The sequence below is a fragment of the Nocardia sp. CDC519 genome (genome assembly GCF_059509835.1).
On the sequence record NZ_CM183377.1, the window covers coordinates 1567699 to 1591041 of the forward strand.

Annotated in this window: 22 protein-coding genes; 14 read left to right on the forward strand and 8 right to left on the reverse strand. The window is 68.8% G+C overall.

Going from position 1 to position 23343, the window contains the following annotated elements; translation table 11 throughout:
* Nucleotides 1-11 precede the first annotated feature (11 nt).
* From AC5W7N_RS07065 to AC5W7N_RS07080, 4 genes are all read left to right on the forward strand, one after another.
* Nucleotides 12-734, forward strand: coding sequence for a Clp protease N-terminal domain-containing protein (locus AC5W7N_RS07065; RefSeq protein ID WP_194990586.1), 723 nt, complete (start codon nucleotides 12-14; stop codon nucleotides 732-734).
* A 132-nt stretch (nucleotides 735-866) separates the two neighbouring features.
* Nucleotides 867-1166 (forward strand): DUF222 domain-containing protein, encoded by a 300-nt coding sequence (locus AC5W7N_RS07070; protein WP_104360706.1) that lies wholly within the window; start codon nucleotides 867-869, stop codon nucleotides 1164-1166.
* A 211-nt stretch (nucleotides 1167-1377) separates the two neighbouring features.
* A complete protein-coding gene (gene groL, locus AC5W7N_RS07075; RefSeq protein WP_163810430.1) occupies nucleotides 1378-3003 on the forward strand; it encodes a chaperonin GroEL in 1626 nt (541 codons plus the stop codon).
* Between the two features lie 271 nt (nucleotides 3004-3274).
* Complete coding sequence (locus AC5W7N_RS07080) at nucleotides 3275-3622, forward strand: hypothetical protein (RefSeq protein WP_194990587.1); 348 nt, start codon at nucleotides 3275-3277, stop codon at nucleotides 3620-3622.
* Between the two features lie 24 nt (nucleotides 3623-3646).
* Here the strand turns inward: AC5W7N_RS07080 and AC5W7N_RS07085 are convergent, their stop codons facing one another.
* Together AC5W7N_RS07085 and AC5W7N_RS07090 are read right to left on the reverse strand one after the other, a co-directional pair.
* Nucleotides 3647-4507, reverse strand: a complete 861-nt coding sequence (locus AC5W7N_RS07085; protein ID WP_194990588.1) for an alpha/beta fold hydrolase — start codon at nucleotides 4505-4507, stop codon at nucleotides 3647-3649.
* A 32-nt stretch (nucleotides 4508-4539) separates the two neighbouring features.
* Nucleotides 4540-5172 (reverse strand): TetR/AcrR family transcriptional regulator, encoded by a 633-nt coding sequence (locus AC5W7N_RS07090; protein WP_228783132.1) that lies wholly within the window; start codon nucleotides 5170-5172, stop codon nucleotides 4540-4542.
* 391 nt (nucleotides 5173-5563) lie between these two features.
* Here AC5W7N_RS07090 and AC5W7N_RS07095 point away from each other — a divergent pair, with 391 nt between their 5' ends.
* Entirely contained in the window at nucleotides 5564-6250 is a 687-nt protein-coding gene (locus AC5W7N_RS07095) for a ZIP family metal transporter (RefSeq protein ID WP_163810413.1), read from the forward strand.
* A gap of 143 nt (nucleotides 6251-6393) precedes the next feature.
* Here the strand turns inward: AC5W7N_RS07095 and AC5W7N_RS07100 are convergent, their stop codons facing one another.
* Entirely contained in the window at nucleotides 6394-7182 is a 789-nt protein-coding gene (locus AC5W7N_RS07100) for an HAD-IIA family hydrolase (RefSeq protein ID WP_163810411.1), read from the reverse strand.
* Nucleotides 7183-7399: 217 nt separating this feature from the next.
* On the reverse strand, nucleotides 7400-7867 hold the full coding sequence (locus AC5W7N_RS07105; RefSeq protein WP_228815172.1) for a MarR family winged helix-turn-helix transcriptional regulator: 468 nt from the start codon (nucleotides 7865-7867) through the stop codon (nucleotides 7400-7402).
* A 121-nt stretch (nucleotides 7868-7988) separates the two neighbouring features.
* Between AC5W7N_RS07105 and AC5W7N_RS07110 the strand changes: the two genes are divergently transcribed.
* Nucleotides 7989-8999 carry an SMP-30/gluconolactonase/LRE family protein gene (locus AC5W7N_RS07110; protein WP_195020172.1) on the forward strand — a complete coding sequence of 337 codons (1011 nt, stop codon included), beginning with the start codon at nucleotides 7989-7991 and terminating at the stop codon, nucleotides 8997-8999.
* 182 nt (nucleotides 9000-9181) lie between these two features.
* Nucleotides 9182-10534, forward strand: coding sequence for an aminotransferase class I/II-fold pyridoxal phosphate-dependent enzyme (locus tag AC5W7N_RS07115; protein WP_195020171.1), 1353 nt, complete (start codon nucleotides 9182-9184; stop codon nucleotides 10532-10534).
* A 256-nt stretch (nucleotides 10535-10790) separates the two neighbouring features.
* On the opposite strand, the gene AC5W7N_RS07120 is transcribed toward AC5W7N_RS07115, so the two are convergent.
* The 3 genes from AC5W7N_RS07120 to AC5W7N_RS07130 are packed head-to-tail and all read right to left on the reverse strand — an operon-like array spanning nucleotide 10791 to nucleotide 13935.
* Entirely contained in the window at nucleotides 10791-11759 is a 969-nt protein-coding gene (locus AC5W7N_RS07120) for an LLM class flavin-dependent oxidoreductase (protein ID WP_195020170.1), read from the reverse strand.
* The gene (locus AC5W7N_RS07125; protein WP_195020169.1) at nucleotides 11756-13060 is read right to left on the reverse strand and encodes an NtaA/DmoA family FMN-dependent monooxygenase; all 1305 of its coding nucleotides are present in this window, start codon (nucleotides 13058-13060) and stop codon (nucleotides 11756-11758) included. Before AC5W7N_RS07125 ends, AC5W7N_RS07120 begins: the two co-directional genes overlap by 4 nt.
* A gap of 23 nt (nucleotides 13061-13083) precedes the next feature.
* Nucleotides 13084-13935 carry a sulfurtransferase gene (locus AC5W7N_RS07130; RefSeq protein WP_495923417.1) on the reverse strand — a complete coding sequence of 284 codons (852 nt, stop codon included), beginning with the start codon at nucleotides 13933-13935 and terminating at the stop codon, nucleotides 13084-13086.
* 184 nt (nucleotides 13936-14119) lie between these two features.
* Here AC5W7N_RS07130 and AC5W7N_RS07135 point away from each other — a divergent pair, with 184 nt between their 5' ends.
* From AC5W7N_RS07135 to AC5W7N_RS07165, 7 genes are read left to right on the forward strand one after another with little or no spacing between them, the layout of a single operon-like run.
* A complete protein-coding gene (locus AC5W7N_RS07135; RefSeq protein WP_495923418.1) occupies nucleotides 14120-15055 on the forward strand; it encodes a sulfurtransferase in 936 nt (311 codons plus the stop codon).
* Between the two features lie 3 nt (nucleotides 15056-15058).
* Nucleotides 15059-16006 (forward strand): ABC transporter permease, encoded by a 948-nt coding sequence (locus tag AC5W7N_RS07140; protein ID WP_163810399.1) that lies wholly within the window; start codon nucleotides 15059-15061, stop codon nucleotides 16004-16006.
* Complete coding sequence (locus AC5W7N_RS07145; RefSeq protein WP_495923419.1) at nucleotides 16003-16854, forward strand: ABC transporter permease; 852 nt, start codon at nucleotides 16003-16005, stop codon at nucleotides 16852-16854. The genes AC5W7N_RS07140 and AC5W7N_RS07145 overlap by 4 nt, the downstream gene beginning before the upstream one ends.
* The gene (locus AC5W7N_RS07150; RefSeq protein WP_495923420.1) at nucleotides 16851-18464 is read left to right on the forward strand and encodes an ATP-binding cassette domain-containing protein; all 1614 of its coding nucleotides are present in this window, start codon (nucleotides 16851-16853) and stop codon (nucleotides 18462-18464) included. The genes AC5W7N_RS07145 and AC5W7N_RS07150 overlap by 4 nt, the downstream gene beginning before the upstream one ends.
* Nucleotides 18457-20160, forward strand: a complete 1704-nt coding sequence (locus AC5W7N_RS07155; protein ID WP_163810393.1) for an ABC transporter substrate-binding protein — start codon at nucleotides 18457-18459, stop codon at nucleotides 20158-20160. Before AC5W7N_RS07150 ends, AC5W7N_RS07155 begins: the two co-directional genes overlap by 8 nt.
* 36 nt (nucleotides 20161-20196) lie before the next feature.
* Nucleotides 20197-21198, forward strand: coding sequence for an AfsA-related hotdog domain-containing protein (locus AC5W7N_RS07160; RefSeq protein WP_163810391.1), 1002 nt, complete (start codon nucleotides 20197-20199; stop codon nucleotides 21196-21198).
* On the forward strand, nucleotides 21195-21860 hold the full coding sequence (locus AC5W7N_RS07165; RefSeq protein ID WP_495923421.1) for an HAD family hydrolase: 666 nt from the start codon (nucleotides 21195-21197) through the stop codon (nucleotides 21858-21860). The genes AC5W7N_RS07160 and AC5W7N_RS07165 overlap by 4 nt, the downstream gene beginning before the upstream one ends.
* An 8-nt stretch (nucleotides 21861-21868) precedes the next feature.
* Here AC5W7N_RS07165 and AC5W7N_RS07170 read toward each other — a convergent pair whose 3' ends face one another.
* Nucleotides 21869-23290 (reverse strand): FAD-dependent monooxygenase, encoded by a 1422-nt coding sequence (locus AC5W7N_RS07170; RefSeq protein ID WP_495923422.1) that lies wholly within the window; start codon nucleotides 23288-23290, stop codon nucleotides 21869-21871.
* Nucleotides 23291-23343 lie beyond the last annotated feature (53 nt).

Here is a 23343-nt window from a genome sequence, read left to right on the forward strand (position 1 = left end):
ATGGTTGACGCATGACTTCTTCGCTCAAGCTCGACGACCTCATCGAAGGCATCAAAAAGGCCCGTCCCGACAACGTCCTCGATCAATTGGCCGATGCCATGGTCGCCGCCGGACACCTCGGCGAACTGGCCGATCACCTGATCGGCCACTTCGTCGACCAGGCCCGCCGCTCCGGCGCCTCGTGGACCGATATCGGCGCGAGCATGGGCGTCACCAAACAGGCCGCGCAGAAGCGGTTCGTGCCCAAAGCACCCGGTGACGCGGGTGCCATGGACCCCGAAGCCGGCTTCGCTCGCTTCACGCCACGCGCCAGGAATGTGGTCATGGCGGCTCAGGAGGCGGCCCGCACGGCCGGTAACACGCAGATCGCGCCGCCGCATCTGGTGCTCGCGCTGCTGTCCGAACCCGACGGCCTCGCGGCCAAGGAATTGCTCACCCAGGGCGCCACGGTCGAGTCGGTGCGTGAGGCTGCCACGGCTGCCCTGCCGCCAGGTGGCGGTGAGGTGCCCCCGCTGGTGCCGTTCGACCCCGAGGCGAAAAAGGTGCTCGAACTGACCTTCCGCGAGGCGCTGCGGCTCGGCCACAACTACATCGGCACCGAACATCTCCTGCTCGCCCTGCTCGAGCAGGAGAACGGTACCGGCGTGCTGTCCGGTATCGGCATCGACAAATCGACTGCGGAGGCGCATCTGGTCGAACTGCTCGCCGGTCTCATCGAGAACAACAAATCCTGAATCCCGGCCGCGCTCGCCTCGCCGCGGCCGATCGGCGAGCCGGCATCACCGGATGATTGCCGGAAGGTCGCGGCGGGGTGGCAGCTGGACGTGCGGCCGCCCCGCCGCCGGCACTGCCGGTAACCTATAGCAATGGCGGATGATGAGAACTCCGACCTGATCGCGGGGGAACGGCGCGACGATCTGTTGCGCGCGCTGTCGTATGTCTCGACCGAATCCCTCGATGACGGCAGTTACATCGTCAACGGCGACCTGCCGCCCGAGGTGGCGCCACCGTTCATCCGGGCCATCATGCGGGTGGAGGCCGAACTGCTGATCAACGACGCCGAACTCGTCACCGTGGACGAGGGTGAGCCGCGCTCGCCGGAGGAGCGGCGCGCCGATGCGTTCCTCGCGCTGGCGTTGCGAGTGACCGATCGTTTGCAGGGCTAGCCCGGGCCCGACCTTGCACTCGTCACGGGCGAGTGCTAAAAAGGGCTTGGCACTCTCTACCCGTGAGTGCCAGGTCGGGACGGTGAGATCGGGTATCCAAGACACCCCTGGTCGTCCGTCGCGGGCACCGAGCCTGGCCAGCGTAAATAGGGTGGCCCGACAATGCGGTCATCCTGTGTGTCAGCCTCATTACTTGGAGGATCTCACCGCAATGGCCAAGACAATTGCGTACGACGAAGAGGCCCGTCGCGGCCTCGAGCGGGGCCTGAACAGCCTCGCCGACGCGGTCAAGGTGACGCTGGGCCCGAAGGGTCGCAACGTCGTGCTGGAGAAGAAGTGGGGCGCCCCCACGATCACCAACGATGGTGTGTCCATCGCCAAGGAGATCGAGCTGGAGGACCCGTACGAGAAGATCGGCGCCGAGCTGGTCAAGGAAGTCGCCAAGAAGACCGACGACGTCGCGGGCGACGGCACCACCACCGCCACCGTGCTGGCCCAGGCGCTGGTGCGCGAGGGCCTGCGCAACGTCGCGGCCGGCGCGAACCCGCTGGGTCTCAAGCGCGGCATCGAGAAGGCCGTCGAGGCCGTCACCGCCAAGCTGCTCGACACCGCCAAGGAGGTCGAGACCAAGGAGCAGATCGCCGCTACCGCCGGTATCTCGGCCGGCGACCCGTCCATCGGTGAGCTGATCGCCGAGGCCATGGACAAGGTCGGCAAGGAAGGCGTCATCACCGTCGAGGAGAGCAACACCTTCGGCCTCCAGCTGGAGCTCACCGAGGGTATGCGCTTCGACAAGGGCTACATCTCGGGTTACTTCGTCACCGACCCGGAGCGTCAGGAAGCGGTCCTCGAGGATCCGTACATCCTGCTGGTCGGCTCGAAGGTTTCCACCGTCAAGGACCTGCTGCCGCTGCTGGAGAAGGTCATCCAGGCCGGCAAGCCGCTGCTGATCATCGCCGAGGACGTCGAGGGCGAGGCCCTGTCGACCCTGGTCGTGAACAAGATCCGTGGCACCTTCAAGTCCGTCGCCGTCAAGGCCCCGGGCTTCGGTGACCGCCGCAAGGCCCAGCTCGCCGACATCGCCATCCTCACCGGTGGCGAGGTCATCAGCGAAGAGGTCGGCCTCTCGCTGGAGACCGCGGGCATCGAGCTGCTCGGCCAGGCGCGCAAGGTCGTCGTCACCAAGGACGAGACCACCATCGTCGAGGGCGCGGGCGACGCCGAGGCCATCAAGGGCCGCGTCGCGCAGATCCGCACCGAGATCGAGAACTCGGATTCGGACTACGACCGCGAGAAGCTGCAGGAGCGCCTGGCCAAGCTGGCCGGCGGTGTTGCGGTCATCAAGGCCGGTGCCGCGACCGAGGTCGAGCTCAAGGAGCGCAAGCACCGCATCGAGGACGCCGTCCGCAACGCGAAGGCTGCCGTCGAAGAGGGCATCGTCGCCGGTGGTGGCGTGGCCCTGCTGCAGTCGGCTCCGGCTCTGGACGATCTGAAGCTCGAGGGTGACGAGGCGACCGGCGCGAACATCGTGCGTGTCGCGCTGTCGGCTCCGCTGAAGCAGATCGCCTTCAACGCCGGCCTCGAGCCCGGCGTGGTCGCCGAGAAGGTTTCCAACCTGCCCGCCGGTCAGGGCCTCAACGCCCAGACCAACGAGTACGAGGACCTGCTGGCCGCCGGCGTCGCCGATCCGGTCAAGGTCACCCGCTCGGCCCTGCAGAACGCGGCCTCCATCGCGGCCCTGTTCCTGACCACCGAGGCCGTCGTCGCCGACAAGCCGGAGAAGGCCTCGGCCGCTCCCGCCGATCCCACCGGCGGCATGGGCGGCATGGACTTCTGAGTCCTGCCTCCCGGCAATACATCTCGAACCGAAGGCCGGTCCACCACCAGGTGGGCCGGCCTTCGGCGTTCCTGCCGCGGTACCCCCGTAACCCTCATGCGGCCGGCCGGCTCCTTCATTCGGATGACCTAGGGTGCATCGTGGTATTCCGCGGGGCGTGAACCGCTCCGAGCCGCAACGGGGGCCCAGGCGGTCATGGCGAGCTCGGCGACCCGGCTCAGGAAGTGCCGTGGGCGTCGTCATGGCGAGTGGAGGTCGGTACATTGCTGGGATGGCCGGACGCATGTGGCAAACGTTGCGGGAGAACGCGTGGGCTTATCTGACGTGGTTCCTGCTGACCGGCGCATTGATCGCGTGGGGAGTGGCGGGGTGGCTCGATTCGGACGTGGTGTGCCGCAGGTGGAGCTTCACCGAGATCAGCGGCTACGTGATATCGCCCGACCAACTGTGTAATCCGGATGAGACAGGCCGGTGGGGGACCAGTTACGCCCGAACGAAACAGGCCAACAATGCCCTCGACGGCGTCAAGGTCGTCGTCGGTGCGGCGCTATTGGGGCTGGTGAGCTATGGCGTTGTGCTGAAGGCGCGTGCGCGGACCGAAGATCCGGTGTCCGAGTAGGGAAACGGCGGACCCGAGCCCGAATCACCTGTCCCGCAACCATTTCTCGATCCGATCGATGGTGCTGTCCGGATCGGTGATCCACCCGTTGTGCCCGAGCGGTCGGGTCTCGTGCCAGGTGGTGATGTCGGCGTTGGGTAGCTTCTCCAGCAGGTGGCGGGCGGAGGGTTCGGGGGTGAGGTCGTCGCCGGTCATGGTGATGGACAGGACCGGGAGTTTGAGGCGGGCGATGCGTTCCTCGTAGTCGATGTCGGCGCCGACGGGGACGAAGCGGCCGGTGCGGGCCAGGCGCGCCCAGTCGGAGATCAGGACTTTGGATTGGCGGCCGAAGCCGTTGGGGCCGAAGCGGTCACCGGGCCAGAAGCCGGCCAGGTTGGCCGTCAGCGAGACGGCGGCGGTGCCGACCAGCATGCCGGGCCCGGTGAGCCCACGGTAGCCGCGGTAGTAGGGGGTGCCGGAGGCGATCAGGATGAGGCCGCCGAGGCGGCCGCGGATGCGGGCCGCGTACATGACGCCGAGCTGGCCGCCCATGCTGTGGCCGAGCAGGTAGGGCGTGCTGTCCGGGAAGCGGTCGCGCACCACCTCGAACATGGCGGGGAAATCCACCGAGACCAGTTCGTGGTAGCCGTAAGTGCTCGACGAGTCGGGTTTGGGGGTGCTGGCACCGTTGCCGCGTAGCTCGGTGATCGCCACGTCGAAACCGCGCTCGGACAGCAGCCGGGCGAAGTATCCGTAGTACTCGCCGGGGACGCCGAGGCCCGGCACCAGCACCACGACCGGGCGCGGCACGTCCGGCGTCACCGGATGACGATGGGCACCCGAGGCCGACAGCAGCCGCACCGGGACGGTGCTGCCGTCGGGCATCTGGATCGGTACGGTCTCCACGCGCCAAGGCTACGCGGAGTACCCGGCCTCGATCACGCTCCGACGGCACCCATGATGACCCGGCTGAGCACGCGGATCACGTCGTCGAGGGGGCGGCGCGGTTCCGAGCCGCTCCATTCGTCGACCACATAGTTGACCGCGCCGATGATGGCCAGCATCCGCATCTCGTAGTCGCCGGGCGGGATCTCGCCGTGCATGGCCGCGTCCTCGGCCGCGCCCGCGAGCAGCGAACCCCACATGCGGCGCAGCTCGAGCCGCAGCTTCTCCACCTTCGGCCCGGCGCCGACCACCTCGACCAGTGCCACTCTGGCCTTGCGCGGATCGGTGCCGATGGATTCCACGTACGCGCGGACCGCGGCGTCGATGCTCTCCACCGCGCTCGCTTCGGACCGCTCCGCCAGCGCCGCCTCGACCGCGGCGCGCGATTCCCGATGGATCTGCTCGTACAGCTCGATCAGCAAGGATTCGCGGCCGGTGAACTCCTCGTAGAACTGCCGCGACGACAGCCCCGCATCCTTGCAAATGGCGCCGACCGAACTGTTGGCGTATCCGTCGCGCGCGAAAACGGTCAGACCGGATTCCAGAAAACGCGCACGCCGTTGGCGCTGCCGGTCCTCTACGGGTTGCCCGGCATACATTCGTCCCGTATTCGCATCCTGTGACATTGGGGCAGACAATACCGAAGGGCCCGATCCCCTCGTCATGGATCGGGCCCTTCGCCGCAACTGACGGCCGACCGCGCGTCGGCCGAGTTGGCAAGTCTGCGTCGGCTCGTTATTCGCTCGTGGCGTCGGGGCAGGCGAGATGTTCGACACTCACCGGCCTTCCCCATCGCCGACGGCATGCGAGCGACTATCCGAGCACGTCGGAGGGAACACCTGTCAAACACGAACTCCGATCTGGGATTACCTGGCCAGTGTCACTGGCTGTTTGCCGAATCGGACGATACCGAGAGCTACGGCGGCACGGGCGATTTTGAAGGGAATTCCTAGAATTATTTAGAAGGCTTCGGCGCGGAAACAGAGGCGGTACCGCCCATTGACCTACCGTGGCCGAATGGGGACCGCACTGCTCTACGGATTGGGCACGGCAGTGCCGTTGGTACTCGGCGCCGTTATCGGTCTGCGGTGGTCGTTGCCGAAGCCGTTGCTCGCCTCGCTGATGGCCTTCGGCGCGGGCACCATGATCGCCGCGGTGACCAATGAACTGTTCGAGCCCGCGTTCGTCGAAGCGGGTGCGTGGATCGCCGGTATCGCACTGTTCGCGGGCGCGACGGTCTACGTGGTCGCGAACCGTTTCATCGAACAGCGGCTCGGCCCCACCGCGATCGGCTGGGCGTTGATGCTCGGCACGGTGCTCGACGGCGTTCCGGAGAACACCGCGCTCGGCGTCTCGCTGTCCGGCGGCGGGGGCGTGGTGCTGCTGGTCGCGGTGGCGGTGGGGAATGTGCCAGAGGCGATCGGCGGTTCGGCGCTGATGCGCGACCGGCACGGCTTCGCGCCCGGGCGCGCACTGGCATTGTGGACCATCACCGGCGTGGTGCTGGTCGTGGTCACTGTGCTGGGAAACGTGCTCTCCGACAACCTTTCCGGGACGCAGATCAGCACTGTGCAAGCGTTCGCGGGCGGTGCGACGATCGCCGTCCTCGCGGATTCGCTCATGCCAGAGGCGTACCGCGAAGGTGGATGGTGGGTCGGGATCGCCACGGCCGCAGGTTTCCTCGTAGCTTTCGTCCTCGGCTAGCGCCCGCCGAAGGCGGTGGCCTTACGCAAAGTTCCGACTACCTCACGCAGCTTTCACCCGTACCGAAATGCCACAGCCTACGCTGCGAGCCCGATGACGACCTCGCGCTCAGCGGATGACAGCTCGAATCGGGAGCCGGCGGGTCAGTTCGGGGTCGCGAGGAGGGCGGGTAGGTCTGCTATCGAATCGATGACGTGATCCGGTTGGCGTGGCGACGCTTCCAGTACGGCGGTGCGGAACTTGCCGGTGCGCACCAGGACTCCGGTCATGCCGACATCTTGGGCGGCCAGCACGTCCGAGTGCAGGTCGTCGCCGATCATCACGACCTGCTCAGGTGTCAGGTCCATGGTCGCGGCGCAGGTGCGGAATCCGGTGGCCGACGGCTTCCCGATGACGGTGACGGTGGCGTTGCCCGCGGCTTCGAGGCCGGGCAGGTAGGTGCCGGTGTCGATGCGCAGGCCGTCGTCGGTGGCCCAGGTCATGCCGCCCTGCATGGCGACGACCGGTACCCCGTCGAGCATCAATTCGACGACGCGACTGAGCGCGCGGTGGCTGAATTCAGGGCCTGCGCCACCGAGGACGACGACCTCGGGGTCGGTGTCGTCGAGCCGCAGGCCGGCCAGGTCGGCGTCGATATCGCCGTGATTGAGCACCCAGGTGCGGGCGCCGGGGTGGTTGCGGCGCAGGTACTCGACGGTCATGCGGGCCGCGGTGACGATCTCGTCGGCGGAGACCTCGATGCCCGCCGCGCACAGCCGTTCGGCGATCTCGGCCTGGGTGCGCGAGGTGGTGTTGGTCAGGAAGGCGCGGCGCAGACCCTGCTCGGCCAGGCGCCGCACGGCATCGGGTGCACCGGGCAGGGCGCGCCAGGAAGTCACCAGCACGCCGTCGATGTCGTAGAGCACGCCGGCTGTCCGATTCGGCTCGGCCATAGCGTCACTGTAGACCGGCCGCCGGGGCGCGCGGGGGCGTGTCGGCAGCATGATCGGGTCGAAAGATGCGGGAGCGGACGGGGTTCGAGCGCGCCCGCCCGGCTCTCGCCCGATCGCCCGTCGCCCGCCCGGCTCGGCGATCCGCACGGCCTGCACGGCAAGATCGTCGCGCCGGTCCAGAGCAGCTCGACGACGGCATCGGCCGCACCTGTTAGGGCTAGTGCCGCTCTTGTGCGGCGGGCGCCTCGCCCCGGGTGGCGTCGAAGAGGTCCGCGCAACGGGTGAGCAGATCGATCAGGGTCTGGCGTTCCCCGGCGGTGAATCCGGCCGCGACGGCCCGCTCCACGGCGACGGCGCGGACGTCCGCGTCGCGCATGACCGCCTCACCCGCCTCGGTGAGCCGGGTTTCGAGGACGTTCTTGTGCCAGGCGTGCGGGGTGCGCTCGATCAGGCCGCGGTCGACGAGGTTGGTGAGCACCGTGTTCATCGTCGGCGGCGTCACACCGCACAGCCGGGCCAGCGCGGCGGCGGAGATGCCGGGGTTCTCGGCCAGGTAGAGCAGGGCCGCGTACTGCGCAACGGTGACGCCCGCCGGCTTCAGCGCGGCGTTCTTGGCCGCGTTCAACGCCTGCTCGGCGCGTTTGACATACGAACCGATGCGTTCGTCGGCGGGCATGGACGTCATACGGGCATCGTAACCAGCCTTCCCGTCATTAGAGTCTTGACGAGCATTAGAACTCTAATCTACATTCGTGCACGCCGATCGGTTTGGCTACGAATAAGCTGTCTGCAAAGGGGTCCACACCATGTCTCACGCATCGCCTCGCCGCTGGTCGGCGGCGGTATTCGCGGCAACCGCCACTCTCACCCTCGCCGGATGCGGCGGCACCGCGGAATCGGCGGAACCCGCACCGCGTATCGAGACCGCCTTCGAACTGCCCGGCGATCGCGTCTACCCGGAGGGCATCGCGGTCGACGAGCGCAACGGCGATATCTACGTCGGCTCCTTCGCCGACGGCACGATCTACCGCGCCGCGGCCGGGGCCGAACGGGCCGACGTCTTCCTGCCCAGCGGCACCGACGGCCGCGTCACCGCGAACGGGCTGCGCGTAGACTCGGCCGGGCGGCTCTGGGTGACCGACTCGACGGCCGGGGTGAGCGTGTACGACATCGCCTCGCGCGCCCTGCTCGCCCGGCTCGACGTGCCCGGCAGCGGCGAGCGCTTCGTCAACGACATCGCGATCACCGCCGACGGCACCGCCTACCTGACCGACAGCAAACGCGCCGTCCTCTACCGCGTCAGCCCGGCGGACCTGAACCGCGTCATCGCTGGTGGCGGCCGGGGTGAACTGACCGTTGGCTTCGACCTGAACCCGGTGATCGAACCGCACGGTCCCGAGGCCTACACCCTCAACGGCATCACCGCCGATGCCGCCGGCAGCTTGCTGCTCGTCGTCGATTCGGCCGGTGGCGATCTCTACCGGGTGGACCTCGGCGGCGACGCCGGAGGCGCTATCGGCAAAGTCGATCTGAACGGCGGTGAGGTGTCGATGGGCGACGGCCTCGAGTTGGATGGCACGACGCTGCGGGTAGCCCAGAACATGAAGAACACCGTCGTCCGCTGGACTCTCACCGCGGACGGCACCGGCGCGAAACGCGAGGCCGAAGTGTCCGATCCGACCCTCGCGGTCCCGACGACACTGGTGCATATCGACGACCGAACCCTCGTCGTCGCATCGCAATTCGACAAGGGCGGCCCGCTCGGTCCCGGTACTCCTGCTACCCCGTTCCGCATTCTGTCGGTAACCGGGATCTGAGCTCGCACCGCCGGACGCGTCGCGTCCGTTCGGGCGGATCCGCGGCTCGGCGTCACCAGTCCCATCCGACGGTGGCCGCGCGATCCGCGCACCGTGCACATATATCCATCAGCCGGGAACAAAACTCGCCAACTGAACACATATATTCGTCATACTGTTGTCATGCGACGAGCGGAGTATCGGTGACGGATTCGGGGTCGGCGCTGCTGGTGCGGGCGTTGGAGGCCAATGCGTCGCATACCTCGGAGTCGGTGCGGGCGGTCACCGCCCGGTTGATCCGGGACGGCTCGCTCGAGACGGGGATGCGGTTGCCCACCATCCGGGAGCTCGCGCAGCATTGCGGATTGAGCACGCGCACGGTCGTGGCCGCGTGGGGTGAGCTGCGCAAGGAAGGTCTCATCGCCACCAATCGGCGCGGCGGGACGGTGGTGGCCGCGGTGGATCCGGCGCCGGCCGGGCGCACGCTCGCCGATCGTGACCTGCTCACCGGCAGCCCCGATTACGACCTGCAACCGGATCTGGCGCCCGCGATGCTGGCCGGGCTGCACACCGAGCGGCTCAACCGGCCGGGGCGCGAGTACATCACCGATCGGTTGCGTGACGCGGTCATCGACGGCTGGCCCTTCCCCGCCGAAGCATTCGTCGCCGCGGGCGGGGGTTCGGAGGGGCTTTTCCTCGCCGTTCATGCCGCCGCGCCCACGGGTTCGCTGGTCGCGGTGGAGGAGCCGGTGATGCCGGGCTTCCTCGACACCCTGGCCGACGTCGGCTACGAAGTGGCCGGCATCGAATCCGATGAATTCGGCGCCCTGCCGGACGCATTGGCTGCGGTGCTGCGCCGGTCGCCGTCGGTGGTGGTGCTGCAACCGGAGGGCGCCTATGCCGCGCGCGGAGCGCTGTCGGAGGCCCGCGCCGCCGAACTGGCCGAGGTGTTGCGCGCCGCCGAAACGGTGCCGTGGATCGTGGAGGACGATGCGGTCGGGCCGCTGGCCTACGCGCAGGCTCCGTCGCTCGGCGGCTTCTTCCCCGAGCGCAGTGTCCGGGTGCGCAGCTACTGCAAGGCGTACGGGATGGATATCCGCACCTGCGTCATCGGTGGTAGTGCGGAACTTGTCGAACGAGCCATCCGCGGCCGAGTGCACGGTATCGCGGCCAACAGCCGGATCTTGCAGGATGCCTTGGCGCATCTGATCGCCGACCGGTCCACCGCCGCACTGATCGAGACCGCCCGCGATCGGTATGCGGCGCGGCGCTCCGGGCTGCTCGCGGCCCTGCGGGAGCGTGGCGTCACCGCACGATCCGGAGTGAACAGCCTGGTCGTGTGGGTCGAGGTGGCCGATGAACAGAGCGCACTGCTGGGCCTGGCCAGGCACGGGGTGATCGTGGGTTCGGGCGCGAAATCCCATGTGGCGCCGCAGCGGCCGGGGACGGTCCGGGTCGCGGTGCCCCAGCTTCCCGATGATCCAGCCGCCCTTGCCGAACTCGCCGGCCTGCTGGCCGATGCGGCGGGCGCAACCCTGCGCGAGTTCTTGGACTGAACGGAATCGCTCTCTCGGGTGGAGGGTGCGCCGTCCGCCGCCCACCACGCGCAACGCCCTCCGCGCCACCCGTTGCCGCTGGCCACACCACACGCCGCGCCGCTGGCGCGCAATGGACCGGGCGGCACAAGCCCGGTGCTGGGCCACTGTGAACGCTTCATGGGGCCGAATTCGCTGGGGCAAAACGTGTTTGCCAATGATGCCGGGCGAGCGGGCGCGACCGGATGTCGCAGCGCGTCGCCGAGGGGTTTTCGTACTATCGGATCGGCAACGTGGTCAGTCGCGGCGCGATCTCGGTGCTGATCCGGTGCAGGCATTCCCCGTACCGAGGGTGGCCCACCGCGAGCGGAACATAGAACAGCACCTCGGTCGCGGCTGCCCGGCCCGGATCGGCGCGCAACTCGTCCACGATCTGCGCGGCGGATCCGATGTGGATCCGGTTGTCCGCCAGGTACCGGCGCCGTTCGGATTCGCCCGGCAATTCGGGATAGAAGGCGGGACTCAGCGCGATATCGGTGTCGAGCAGGTCCAGCGAATCGTGTTCGCTCGCGCCCGGCAGTACCGCGACGCTCGAACCGATACGCGGGGTGCCGCGGCACTGCTCCAGGTAGGCGTCGACCAGTTCGGTGACGCTGCCGCCCGCCCGCGCCTGGGAATTGCCGTGCGGCAGCAGGCCGTCACCGGCGGCACCGGCGCGGCGCGCGGTGTCGATATTCCCGGTGGACTGCCACATGCGCGATCGCAGTGTTCCCGGCGGCGGATACAGCGCGACCTCGTCGGTGACCAGGCCGTCGTCCAGGATGCGGTGCACAGCGGTGAGCCGCTCGGCGTAGATCGACTCCCGTTCGCTGTCGGGAACGCCGAATCCGGCCCAGCTGCTGGCCGAAAGCCCGAACCCGAGCCCCTTGCCGACGCCGAGCTCGAGCCGTCCGCCGCTGAGCGCATCGGTGACCACGGCATCCTCCGCCAGCCGGACCGGATGCTCGAACGGGATGCTGACGACGCCGGCACCGAGCCGGATCGTCGCGGTGTGCTGGGCCACGGCGGTGAGAAACGGGAACACCGAGGGCAGCGCCGCGTGATGGGCCCGGAAATGGCGGGTGGCGAACCAGATGGTGCGATATCGGAGCTGCTCGGCGCGCACCGCGATATCGATGGTGTGCCGATACACCTCGGCGGCGGGCGGGCCGCTGCGCAGCTGGACGAACAATGACGGCGCGCTCACAGCCCGTAATGCCCTCTCAGGGTGGTGGTCGCGTATTCGGTGCGGAAGATGCCACGCCGTTGCAGTAGCGGGACCACATGGTCGACGAAATCGGCCAGCCCACCGGGCAATTCATCGATCATCACATTGAAACCGTCGCAGGCGCCGCCGCGGAACCAGTCGGTGATGAAGTCGGCCACCTGCTCCGGCCCGCCGACCACCTTCGCGTGCACGCTGCCCGACGCCAGCAGCCGAGCGGCGCCGCGGGTGTCGGCTCCGCTGGCGCGGACGTATTCGAGCAGCACAGCGCGCTGGCCACGGGAACCGGCGTCGGTGTGCTCGGCGGGGATCTTGTCCCACGGGAACGGCGCGTCCAGATCGAGGTCGGTGGGTGCGATGCCGAGCCGGTCGGCCAGGTTGACCAGCTGGACCTCGTCGGGGATGAGGTCGATCAGTTCGCGTTCCCCCTGCCGGGCGGCGGCCTCCGAATCGGCGAGCACCACGATCAGACCGGGCAGCAGCTTCACGCTGTCGGGATCGCGTCCGGCATGCGCGGCCAGCCGCCGCAGTTCGGTGCGGCGGGCAGCGGCCGAGGCCGGATCGACGTGCGCGGAGTACACCGCGTCGGCGGTCGTCGCCCCCAGTTCCACGCCATGTGTGGAGGCGCCGGCCTGGATCAGCACCGGACGGCCGTGGGTCAGCGGCGGCGCCTTCAACGGACCGGCCACCCGGAAGAACTTGCCATCGTGGCCGATCGGGCGCACCACCGCAGGATCGAGATAGCGCCCGGTCGCCTTGTCGCCCGCGATGGCATCGGCGGGCACCGAATCCCAGAGTGCGAGCACCACATCGAGGAACTCGGCGGCGCGCGCGTACCGCTCGGATTTCGGCAGCGCCTGATCCAGCGAGTAGTTGCGGGCCGCCGCATCGCCGCCGGTGACGACGAAATTCCAGCCAACCCGGCCGCCGGAGATCGCGGACAGCGCGGCGAAGGCGCGGGCCAGATTGTAGGGGTCGTTGTAGGAGGTGGTCGCGGTGATGATCTGGCCGATGCGCTCGGTGCGCGCGGCGATCACCGATTGCGCGATGAACGGGTCGAGCAGCCGGCTCGGCGCGGTCCAGTCCTTGGCCTGGATATCGGGGGAGTCGGCGAGGAAGACGGCGTCGAGCAGGCCGCGTTCGGCGGTGCGCGCGACGTCCAGGTAATGCTCGATGCCGACGAAATGCGCCGCGGGTTCCTCGGCCCGCCGCCATGGGCTGCCGATGGTGCCACCCGGAATCAGATTGGCGTTCAGGATGACGTGACGGGGCTGGTCTGCCATGGAATCTCCTGGCTGGTAGCGGATCAGAGGGCGGGAGCCGGGTCCGGCGTGACGACCGCGCTGCCGACGACCAGACGGGCGGGATCAGCGGTCCACTGCGACAGCGATCCCGGGTACAGGGCGATCTCGAGGCCGAGGGTGGCGAGCACGAAAACCTGGAGCGCGGCGGCCATCGCGCTACCGCAATAGGACGCGGCCGCGGTCGCATCGGTGAGTCCGAGCGAGCGATAGCGGGTCCACAGCGTCTGCTCGTCGCGGAGCAGTCCGTGCTGATCGAAATCGTCGAACACCGGCGCGCTGACGGCTCCGGGAATATGGCCGCCGAATTCGCCGGCGCCGCGATAGTGCGACTGCGGGCGGGCATCGAGCAGCACTCCGCGTTCCGGCAGCGTGGCGACAGCGGCGGTTTCGATGACGGGCAGCCCACCGGGTTGTGCTGTGGCCGTGCCCTTTTCGCGTGGCTCCGAGCCCTCGCCCGACACGACGGGACCGCCCGCGGCGAGCCAGGCCGGTAACCCACCGTCGAGCACGCGCACATCCGGCAGCCCCGCCCACCGCAGCACCCACCAGGCCCGGGCAGCTGGTATCGAACCGGCATCGTCGTAGACCACCACCGTGCTGTCGGCGTGAATGCCCCAGCGCTGCAACGCCGCGGTGAGATCCGCCGGTTCCGGGAGCGGACGGGCGCCGGAGTACGGGGTCGCGCTGCCCGTGAGATCGGCGTCGACGTCGACGAATCGCGCGCCAGGCAGATGGCGTCGCGCGCAGCCGGGGCCGCCCGCACCCGCCCGGACGTCGAGCAGCACCAGCCGCTTCGGCGGATCGGTACGCAGCCGACCTGCGGAAATGAGGTGGGCAGCACGGTGGCCGGACATCGGGCCCCTTTCGGCGATCGGGAGGCAACGCGCTGCCGAGGATATGTATCCCGAATCAGGGAACACATAATTGGAGTCTGCTTGACTTTTTGTGTTCCCGGCAGCGTGGCGGGCCTCTTATGTTTTCGCCACCGAGCTCAACGGAGCCGGTGGTACGAGCGGGAGGTCTGCGGTGGGAAGTGTCGTGACGAGCCGTGTCGTCGACGCGGAATGGTTGCGCTCCCGGCTGACCGATCCGGGCGTCGTCGTCATCGAGGTGACCAATACGCCTGGTGCGGCACCGGGCAGCACCCTCGGCGAAGCAGGTGGTGCGCCGAGCGTTCCCGGTGCGCGCACGGTGTATTGGAAAGACCTGCTGTGGCACCGCACGCGCCGCGAGTTCGCCGCACCGCACGAACTGGTCGCCCGGCTGCATGCCCTCGGCGCGGATGCGGAATCCACGGTGATCTTCGCCGGCGAACCCACCCAATTCGCCGCCTACGCCCTCTGGGTGGCGGCGGCCGTCGGCGTCGGCGGAGACCTGCGCTATCTCGACGGAGGACTGCCGGCCTGGCGCGGAGACGGTCGTGCGCCGGTACCTTCGCGACCGTCTGCGGCTGAACCGCCTGAGGCCATACCGCCTGCGGCTGAACCGCCCGCGCCCGTGTCACCTGCGGACCCATCGCGCGCCCCCTCGGCACCGCCACTTCCCTTGGTGGCTCCGCGTACTGACGAACTCGTCGCCGGCCGTGAGGACGTCCTCGCCGCGATCGCTTCGCCGACCGCGATCGTGGATCTGCGCTCGCCGGAAGAATATTCGGGCGCGCGGGTCGCCCCCGTCACCGAGCCGATCGATCACGGGGCCGAGCGTGGCGGGCATATTCCGGGTGCGTCGAGTCTTCCGGTGCAGGATCTGCTCGATGAGCAGGGGTTGTTGCGGCCGGTGGCCGAGATCCGGGCGCGGGTCGCCGAACTGGGCATCGACGCGGCCACCGAGATCATCGCCTACTGCCGGCTCTCGCATCGGGCCGCGCTCGGGTGGTTGATCTTCGAGGAGCTGCTCGGTGATCGGCGGGTGCGCGTGTACGACGGGTCCTGGACCGAATGGGGCAGCCTGGTCGGCGCGCCCATCGAGGTCTGAGCGATGACTGCGCATCGTCACGTCGTGCTCGGCCGCATCGTCGGCGTCGTGCTGTCCGCGGTCGCGATGATGTGGGCCGCGGTCACCCTGGCCTTCCTCGCCGTACACATCGCACCGGGTGATCCGGTCACCGCGATCATGGGTGAGTCGAGCGATCCCACCCAGCGAGCGCGGATCGAACAGGACTGGGGTCTGGATCAACCGATCGGCGTGCAGTACGTGCGGCATCTGGACCGGCTGCTGCACGGTGACCTCGGCTACTCCTATGTGCGCGGCGAACCGGTGACCGACATCCTGTTCGGCGAACAGCTCGGCACCAGCGCGCAGCTCGCCGGATTCGCCCTGCTCATCGCGGTGGTGCTGGCGCCGCTGCTGGCCGTGCTGACCGCCGGGCGGCGCGATGTGTTCAGCCGCGCACTCGGCACAGCGGAGGTCGTGCTCGCCTCGGCGCCGCCGTTCTGGATGGGGCTCATCCTGATCTGGATCTTCGCCTTCACCCTCAAGGTGCTGCCGGTGACGGCGGGAAACGAGTTCCAGCGGCTGATCCTGCCCGCCGTCACGCTGGCGCTGCCGATCGCCGCGGTGCTCGCACAGGTGATGCGCGAGGGGATCGAGCGCGCGCTGGAGCAGCCGTTCGCGCTCACCGCACGCTCGCGCGGGATCAGCACCACCCGGCTGCGATTGCGGCACGGGCTACGGCATTCGCTGATTCCCGCGGCGACGCTGGCCGGCTGGGCGGTCAGTGGGCTGCTCACCGGGACGGTCGTGATCGAGGAAGTCTTCGGCCGCGCGGGCATCGGCCGCGCGACCGTGGAGGCGGTCACCTACTCCGATGTCCCGGTGGTGCTCGGTGTCGCGCTGCTGACCGCGGCGATCTACCTGACCGTGACGGTGCTTGTCGACATCGCCTACCTCTGGATCGATCCGCGACTGCGGGAGGCCACGCCATGACCACGAAAGTCGCAGCACGCCTGCGCTTTCCCGCGCTGCCCGCGCATCCGGCAGCCGTATGGGCAGCGACAGCGGTGCTGGCGCTCGCGGCGCTGGCCGCGCTCGCGCCCGGCGTGCTCGGGCCGGGAGACCCCCTGCAGACCGATCTGCTCGCCGCGCACCAACCGCCATCGGCCGCCCATCTGTTCGGCACCGATCAGCTCGGCCGCGACGTGTTCACCCGGGTGGTGCACGGGGCCAGGCTGTCGCTGACGATCGGCGTATCGGCGACCGCGCTCGCGGTACTGATCGGGGTGACGCTCGGCCTGATCGCCGGGATCGGCAACCGCATCGTCGACGCGATCGCCTCGCGCACCTTCGATCTGCTCGGCGCCTTCCCGGAGATCCTGCTCGCCCTGGTGCTCATCACCTTCACCGGCACCGGCACGCCGAATCTCATTCTCGCCATCGGTATCGCGGCCGCACCACGCTTCGCGCGGGTGATGCGGGCGGAGACGCGGGCCGTGCGCGGCAGCGAATACGTCGCACAGGCGGGCCTGTTCACCCGGTCGCGCACCCGGATCGTGGTGCGCCACATCCTGCCCAACGCCCTGCGTTCGCTTCCGGTGGTGGTCACGCTCGGGCTCGGCACCAGCATTCTCGGCGCGGCGGCCCTGAGCTTCCTCGGCTTCGGACCGCAACCACCGGAACCGGAATGGGGCTCGATGCTCGCCGAGGGCCACGGCGATCTGCGGATCGCCTGGTGGTCGGTGGCCTTCCCCGGCGCCGCCATCACGGTGGTCGTGCTGGCGACCACCGTGCTCGGCCGCTACGCCGGTCACCGCTTCGAACGGAGGGCACACCCATGACGCTCACGGCCACCGCCGAACCATCCGCGGACACCGAGGCCGAGACCGTGCTGCGGGTGCGGAATCTGCGCATCGGATTCGCGGGCCGCGCCGGCGATGTCGTCGACGGAATCGACTTCGAGCTGCGGCGCGGGGAGATCCTGGCCATCGTCGGCGAATCGGGCTCCGGCAAATCGGTGACCACCCGCAGCCTGGTCGGCCTGGCGGGCGACGGCGCGCGGGTGCGGGCCGACCGGTTCGACCTGTTCGGCACCTCCGCGCAGGAGCTGACCGAGCGGCAGTGGCGCCGGATCCGCGGCACCCGGATCGGCCTGATCCTCCAGGACGCCCTCGTCGCCCTCGACCCGCTGCGCACGATCGCCGCCGAGATCGGTGAATCCCTACCGGCACTCCCGCGTGCCGAACGCGACCGCCGCATCGAGGAACTGCTGACCTCGGTCGGCATCGCCGAACCCGCGATTCGCAAGCGGCAGCATTCCTTTCAGCTGTCGGGCGGGCAGCGTCAGCGCGCACTGATCGCCGCGGCGCTGGCCGGCGATCCGGATATCCTCATCGCCGACGAACCGACCACCGCGCTCGATGTGACGGTGCAGGCGCAGGTGCTCGACCTGCTGGTCAGCCAGGTCGCGGGCGGCCGGTCGATGATCCTGGTCAGCCATGATCTGGCGGTCGTCGCCGCGGTGGCGGACCGGATCCTGGTGATGAAAGCGGGCCGGATCGTGGAGTCCGGCCCGGCCCGGCAGGTGATCGAAGCGCCCGCGCACGCGTACACCAGGCAGCTGCTGGCCGCGGTGCCGCAGGGTAGCGCGGGCGCGCCGCCCCCGGCCGGGCCGCCGATCTTCCGAGCAGATGGACTCGGCAAGTCGTATCGGGTGCGTGGGCGTTCGGTCCCGGCCGCCACCGGCATCTCATTCGAGGTGCAGGCAGGCGAGGTGCTCGGGGTGGTCGGCGAATCCGGTTCCGGGAAATCCACCGTGGCGAAGATGATCAGCGGTCTCGTCGAACCCGACAGCGGTGCGATGCGTTTCGGTGACGCGCCGTTGACCAGAGCCACCCGCCGACCCGGCGAGATCGGGCTGGTGGCACAGGATTCGGTGGGCTCGTTCGACCCCCGTTACCGGGTCGGCGACATCATCGCCGAAAGCGTCGCCGTGCGGTTCGGTCGTGGCGAACGCGCCGCGGCCGAGGTGCGGCGGCTGCTGGACGCGGTGCATCTGCCCGCCGAGGTGATCGATCGCCATCCCCGCGAGCTGTCCGGTGGACAACGGCAGCGGGTCAATATCGCCAGGGCGCTCGGCGCGCAGCCGCGGCTGGTGGTGTGCGACGAACCGGTGTCGGCGCTCGATATCTCGGTCCAGGCCCAGATCCTCGCGCTGATCGCCGAACTCGCGCGCGAACGTCACGTCGCGGTCGTCTTCATTTCCCACGATCTGGCCGTCGTCCGGCAGATCTGTCATCGCGTGCTGGTCCTGCACGACGGGGAGATCGTCGAATCCGGTTCGGCCGACGACGTTTTCACCGCACCGTCGGCGCCCTACACCCGTGCCCTGCTCGAATCCGTTCCGCGCCTGCCCGCGCGGGCCACCACAGAAAGCTATTCGCGTGCGTAACCGCATCACTCGACCCTTCCTGCTACTGCTCGCCACCCTGGCCTTGGCGGTGGCCGGCTGCGCCTCCGACCCGGAACCGGGCAGCGGCGGTGGCGGCCCGACCTCCCCGCCGCAGGCGGGCGGCACCTTCACCATCGCCCTCCCGAACTATCCTGAACGCGGCCTCAACCCGCACTTCGGCGCGGCGTTCGACGCCTCGCAGGTGCTGCGCAACAGCTACGACAGCCTGATCGCCGAGGACCGCGAAGAACAGTTCCACCCCTGGCTGGCCACCGAGTGGACCATCTCACCCGACGGCACCGTCTACGAGTTCACCCTGCGCCAGGACGTGACCTTCCACAACGGCGAGAAATTCGACGCGAACGCGGTCAAGGCGAATATCGATCTGCTGCGCGATCCGCAGTCGCCGTCGTGGACGGTGCTCGGGCTGTTGCAGTATTCGAGCGTCAGCGCCGTCGATGTGCTCGACCCCTACAAGGTGCGGATCACGCTGAGCACGCCGCGAGCGGATTTCCTGTCCACCCTGGCCGGACTCAGCGGCGCCATCGTCGCGCCGAGCACGCTCACCGGCGATAAACAGGCCCTCACCAGCGGTGCCGGTCTCGTCGGATCCGGGCCGTTCATCTTGGACAAGGCGGTGCAGGGCCAGGAGATCAGGTTCCGGAAGAACCCCGATTACCGCTGGGGCCCGGCCACCGCCACGCATCAGGGCGCCGCCTACCTGGACGAGCTGGTGGTCAAGTACATCCCGGAGGCGTCCACCAGGGCCGGTCTGCTGCGCAGCGGTGAGGTCGACGCGATCGGCACCGTCAAGGCCACCGATATCGGGCTCTTCGACGGCATCGACGGGTTCCAGTACGAGCAGATCGGCTCGGCGGCCTCGCCCACGGTCATCATGCTCAATCTCACCAATGGGCCGACCACCGATGTGCGGGTTCGCCGGGCCATCGCCAAGGGCGTCGATATCGCCGCGGTGGTCGACAGTCTCACCAAGGGCTCCCAGCGCCGGGCCTGGAGCCTGATCTCGCCGGACAGCGCCTACTACGACGCCAAGTACGAAAACCGCGGCACCGCAGATCTTCCCGCCGCGCGCGCCCTGCTCGACGAAGCCGGCTGGACCGGCAGCGACGCCGACGGCTATCGCACCGACAGCACCGGCCGACAGCTGGTCATCCGGCTGCTCGCGACCGTACCGACCTATCCCGAAGACGATTTCCTGAAGGCCTGGCAGGCCGAACTGCGCCAGAACCTCGGCATCCGGGTCGACTTGCAGTTCGTGGAGAACGCCCAGGTCTACGACCTGCTCGCGCGCAACCAGTACGAGGCGTTCCCACGCCAGGTGGGCGGGCTGGATCTGTCGCTGCAATTCAACCGCGCCTACGGATCCACCTCGCCGGACCTGAAATACGGCCAGATCGACGGCATCACCATCGGCTCCATCGTCGCCGGCTCCAAACTCGCCGATCCGCAGGTGGACCGCTGGCTCATCGACGCCACCAAGGCGACCGACCGGCAGCAGCGCAAGCAGCTGTTCGATCAGATCACCGCCCACCTGCTCGACAACGCCGTCGCGATCCCGCTCTACACCGACCGCAACAGCGTCGCCGCCACCTCCGCCGTGCACAACGTGACCTCGCTGTTCGACCCGCCTCGCAACAGCGTCAACGCCTGGGCATACGACATCGCCGTCCGCTGACCAGACCGCCGCCACCCCCTCCTGGAAGGCTCGATCATGACCGCAGCAACGCAGACCCCGACCCTGACCTTCGACCGCAATATCCCGCGCGGCATCGTGCACCGGGAATCCATCGCCGAGGTGTTCCTCACCGACGCCCAGCCAGTGCCGGGCGGCGCCGTCTTCGCCGCCCAATTACCCCGCAACCACTCATATTTCAGCGATCACCGCGGCACCTCCACCACCTACGATCCGCTGCTACTGATCGAGGTGTTCCGGCAGGTCGCCATCTACTACGCGCACACCTTTCTCGGGGTGGATCGTTCGGAGAAGTTCATCTTCGGCTCCGCCGATTTCGCCATCGCCGATCCGGACACCCTGCGCATCGGCAACTGCCCCGGACATTGCGTCATCGAGGCGCGGGTGGTCGGCGAGAAGCGCCGGGACGATCAGATCATCGGCCTGTCGCTGGAGATGGTGGCCGAGATCGAGGGCCACGAAGCCGCCAGGGAGGTGATGGTCTATCAGTGGATGCCCGCGCCGGTGTGGAACCGGATCCGGGTGCGCGGGCGCGAATCGCTCGGCCTGCCGCCGCAGCACACGATTCCGGAGCAGCTGCCGGTCGCGCGGATGCGGCCGGGCTCGGTGGGCAGGCACAATCCGCGCAATGCCATCCTCGCCAACCCGGTGCTGGCCGGGCTGGAGCTGTCGGCGCTGACGATCATCGACACCAACCACCCCTCGCTGTTCGATCACGCCCTCGACCATGTGCCCGGCATGTTGCAGTTCGAGGCCGCCCGCCAGATCGCGATGGCCGCCGCGAACGCCGTGCTCGGACTGGACACCAGCCGCATGGTGATGCATCGGCTGGATATCGAGTTCACCAAATTCGGTGAGTTCGAACGCGATACGGTCGCCAAGGCCACCGTGGCCGCGGTGCCCGGTGACGCCGGCGGTGCGCGGGCTCAGGTGAGTCTGGTCCAGGGCGATGACGTGATCGCCGCCGGTGCGGTGGAACTGCGCTTCCGCCCGGCCGACGTCTGGACCATGGTCCAGTGAGCGGGCCGATCACGTCGGGGCCGTTCGTCTGGTTCGATTTCGGTGGCGTGCTCTCCCCACCGCTGGATGAGCTGTTCCTGCGGTACGAGCAGGTGACGGGCATTCCGGTGGACCTGTTCAAGTACGCGATCGCCGAAGTCGGCGCCCAATACGGGCTGCCGCCGCTGGCGCCGATCGAATTGGCCCTGCTCGACGAGCGGGCCTGGGTGCGCAAGCTGCATGCCGCGATCCGGGCCAAGGAACCCGATCTCGACCTCTCGCGCAGCGAAGCGGATTTCGGCCGGCAGTGGTTCGCCGGGCACCAGGTGAACCCGGCGGTGCGCGATTTCGTCATCGAACTGGCCGAAGGCGGAACTCCGGTGGGAGTGCTGAGCAACAACGTTGTCGAATGGGAACCGCACTGGCGCAGCATGATCGATCTCGATGGCGTGCTCAGTGCGCTCGTCGATTCCTGCAAGGTGGGGTTCCGCAAACCCGATGCGCAGATCTTCGCCATCGCGGCCGAGGCCGCGGGCGTCGCACCGGAGCAATGCGTCCTGATCGACGATCTGGCCGAGAATTGTGCCGCCGCACGGGCGTCGGGCTGGACGGCGGTGCGGTTCCGTGATGCCGGGCAGGCCATCGCCGAGGTGCGTGAGGTCCTCGACCGATGGCCCGGCTGACCATTGCCTCACAAGGTGGCGGCAAGGTAACCGTCGGGCCGGATCAGGGCCGAGGTCCACGTCTGGTCCGGGGTTACCTTGCCGGTCACCACCAGGGCATCGGCCGGTGCGTCCGGCACCGGTGTGTGCTCGTCGGGCCGGATCGCCACGAATCGGCCCGCGCGCAGCAACTCCACCAGGGTGCGCTCGCGGCCATCGGCCTCGGTCAGCACCAGATCGTGCTGGAAACCGGGCTGGAACTGCCCGCTGATGAGCTGGGCGACGGCATCATGGATCACCGGAACCGCGAGCATGGCCAGCACGGCATCGCGCAGTTGCGGGGAGTGCGGGTTCATCATCCGCGATTGCAGCACGGTATTGCCCACCACCGCCGAGGCGACGGCCACGCGTTCGCGCGAGTAGTCGTCCAGGATCGTGGGCGGGTCGCCTCCGGTGATGACCCTGGCCAGCCGCCAGCCCAGCGCGAACGCGTCCTGCATGCCGGTATTGAGGCCCTGGCCGCCCAGCGGATAGTGACTGTGCGCGGCATCGCCTGCCAGCAGCAGGCGTCCGTCGCGCAGGCGGGTGCGGAAGCGGCCGTGGTCGCTGAACCGGGTCAGGTGGCTGATCTCGGCCAGTTCCGGCGGAGTGCCGAGCACGTGACCGAGACGGTCGCGGTACTCCTCGACGGTCGGTTCCGGGCGGTGCTCGAGTGGACCGCTGAAATCCATCGCGATGATTCGGGCCTGGCCGTACGGGTTCGGGTTGTGCATGGTCCAGCCGGTGGACGTCGGATTCCAGCCGGGCGGAATCTGTTCCGGCGCTGCGGCGACGGCAAGCCCGGCAATGGCATTCATGCTCGCCGGGTACGTCGTGGCGGGAAAATTGCCGGTCCGCGCGACGAGGCTGCGGGCGCCGTCGGCGCCGACGGCATAGGCCGCGCGAATCCGCAGGGTGCGGTCGCCGGCGAGGTCGAGAACATCGGCGCGCACCGCTTCGGCGGTTTCCGTCAGCCCGGTGACGGTGTGGCCGCGCAGAATTCGCGCACCGAGTTCCCTGGCGCGTTCCTCGAACGCGGCCTCCAGCCGGGCCTGCGGGATCCCCGCGATCGGCGCCGGTTCCACACTCGGCGCGCTGAGGGCGAGCACCGGCTGGGCGGCGAATTGGAATCGTGTCCGGCGCACGCCGTGCGGATCGCGGCGGATGTCCTCGGGCCGGACACCGGGGAGATAACCGCGACGGGCCAGCAGCGACAGCGACCGCGCGTGCACCGTACCCGCGCGCGGGCGCACATCGAGTTCGATGCGGGTTTCCACGACGACGGTCCGGATCTGCTGCAAGGCCAGTTCTGCGGCGACCAGCATGCCCACCGGGCCGCCGCCGACCACCAGGACATCGGTGTCGATGAGGGCATCGGTGCTGCTGTGGTCGGGCCGGGGCGCCGTGGTCATCACATTCTCCTGGGGCGAGGTGGTCGCGGGCCGGTGCGCGGTTGCGGTTGTAC

Excerpts from the sequence above, each read along its gene's own strand:
- AC5W7N_RS07065 (WP_194990586.1), top strand. The coding sequence starts at position 12 with ATGACTTCTTCGCTCAAGCTCGACGACCTCATCGAAGGCATCAAAAAG.
- AC5W7N_RS07070 (WP_104360706.1), top strand. The coding sequence starts at position 867 with ATGGCGGATGATGAGAACTCCGACCTGATCGCGGGGGAACGGCGCGAC.
- groL (WP_163810430.1), top strand. The coding sequence starts at position 1,378 with ATGGCCAAGACAATTGCGTACGACGAAGAGGCCCGTCGCGGCCTCGAG.
- AC5W7N_RS07080 (WP_194990587.1), top strand. The coding sequence starts at position 3,275 with ATGGCCGGACGCATGTGGCAAACGTTGCGGGAGAACGCGTGGGCTTAT.
- AC5W7N_RS07090 (WP_228783132.1), bottom strand. The coding sequence starts at position 5,172 with ATGTCACAGGATGCGAATACGGGACGAATGTATGCCGGGCAACCCGTA.
- AC5W7N_RS07095 (WP_163810413.1), top strand. The coding sequence starts at position 5,564 with ATGGGGACCGCACTGCTCTACGGATTGGGCACGGCAGTGCCGTTGGTA.
- AC5W7N_RS07100 (WP_163810411.1), bottom strand. The coding sequence starts at position 7,182 with ATGGCCGAGCCGAATCGGACAGCCGGCGTGCTCTACGACATCGACGGC.
- AC5W7N_RS07105 (WP_228815172.1), bottom strand. The coding sequence starts at position 7,867 with ATGACGTCCATGCCCGCCGACGAACGCATCGGTTCGTATGTCAAACGC.
- AC5W7N_RS07110 (WP_195020172.1), top strand. The coding sequence starts at position 7,989 with ATGTCTCACGCATCGCCTCGCCGCTGGTCGGCGGCGGTATTCGCGGCA.
- AC5W7N_RS07125 (WP_195020169.1), bottom strand. The coding sequence starts at position 13,060 with ATGGCAGACCAGCCCCGTCACGTCATCCTGAACGCCAATCTGATTCCG.
- AC5W7N_RS07130 (WP_495923417.1), bottom strand. The coding sequence starts at position 13,935 with ATGTCCGGCCACCGTGCTGCCCACCTCATTTCCGCAGGTCGGCTGCGT.
- AC5W7N_RS07140 (WP_163810399.1), top strand. The coding sequence starts at position 15,059 with ATGACTGCGCATCGTCACGTCGTGCTCGGCCGCATCGTCGGCGTCGTG.
- AC5W7N_RS07145 (WP_495923419.1), top strand. The coding sequence starts at position 16,003 with ATGACCACGAAAGTCGCAGCACGCCTGCGCTTTCCCGCGCTGCCCGCG.
- AC5W7N_RS07150 (WP_495923420.1), top strand. The coding sequence starts at position 16,851 with ATGACGCTCACGGCCACCGCCGAACCATCCGCGGACACCGAGGCCGAG.
- AC5W7N_RS07160 (WP_163810391.1), top strand. The coding sequence starts at position 20,197 with ATGACCGCAGCAACGCAGACCCCGACCCTGACCTTCGACCGCAATATC.
- AC5W7N_RS07170 (WP_495923422.1), bottom strand. The coding sequence starts at position 23,290 with ATGACCACGGCGCCCCGGCCCGACCACAGCAGCACCGATGCCCTCATC.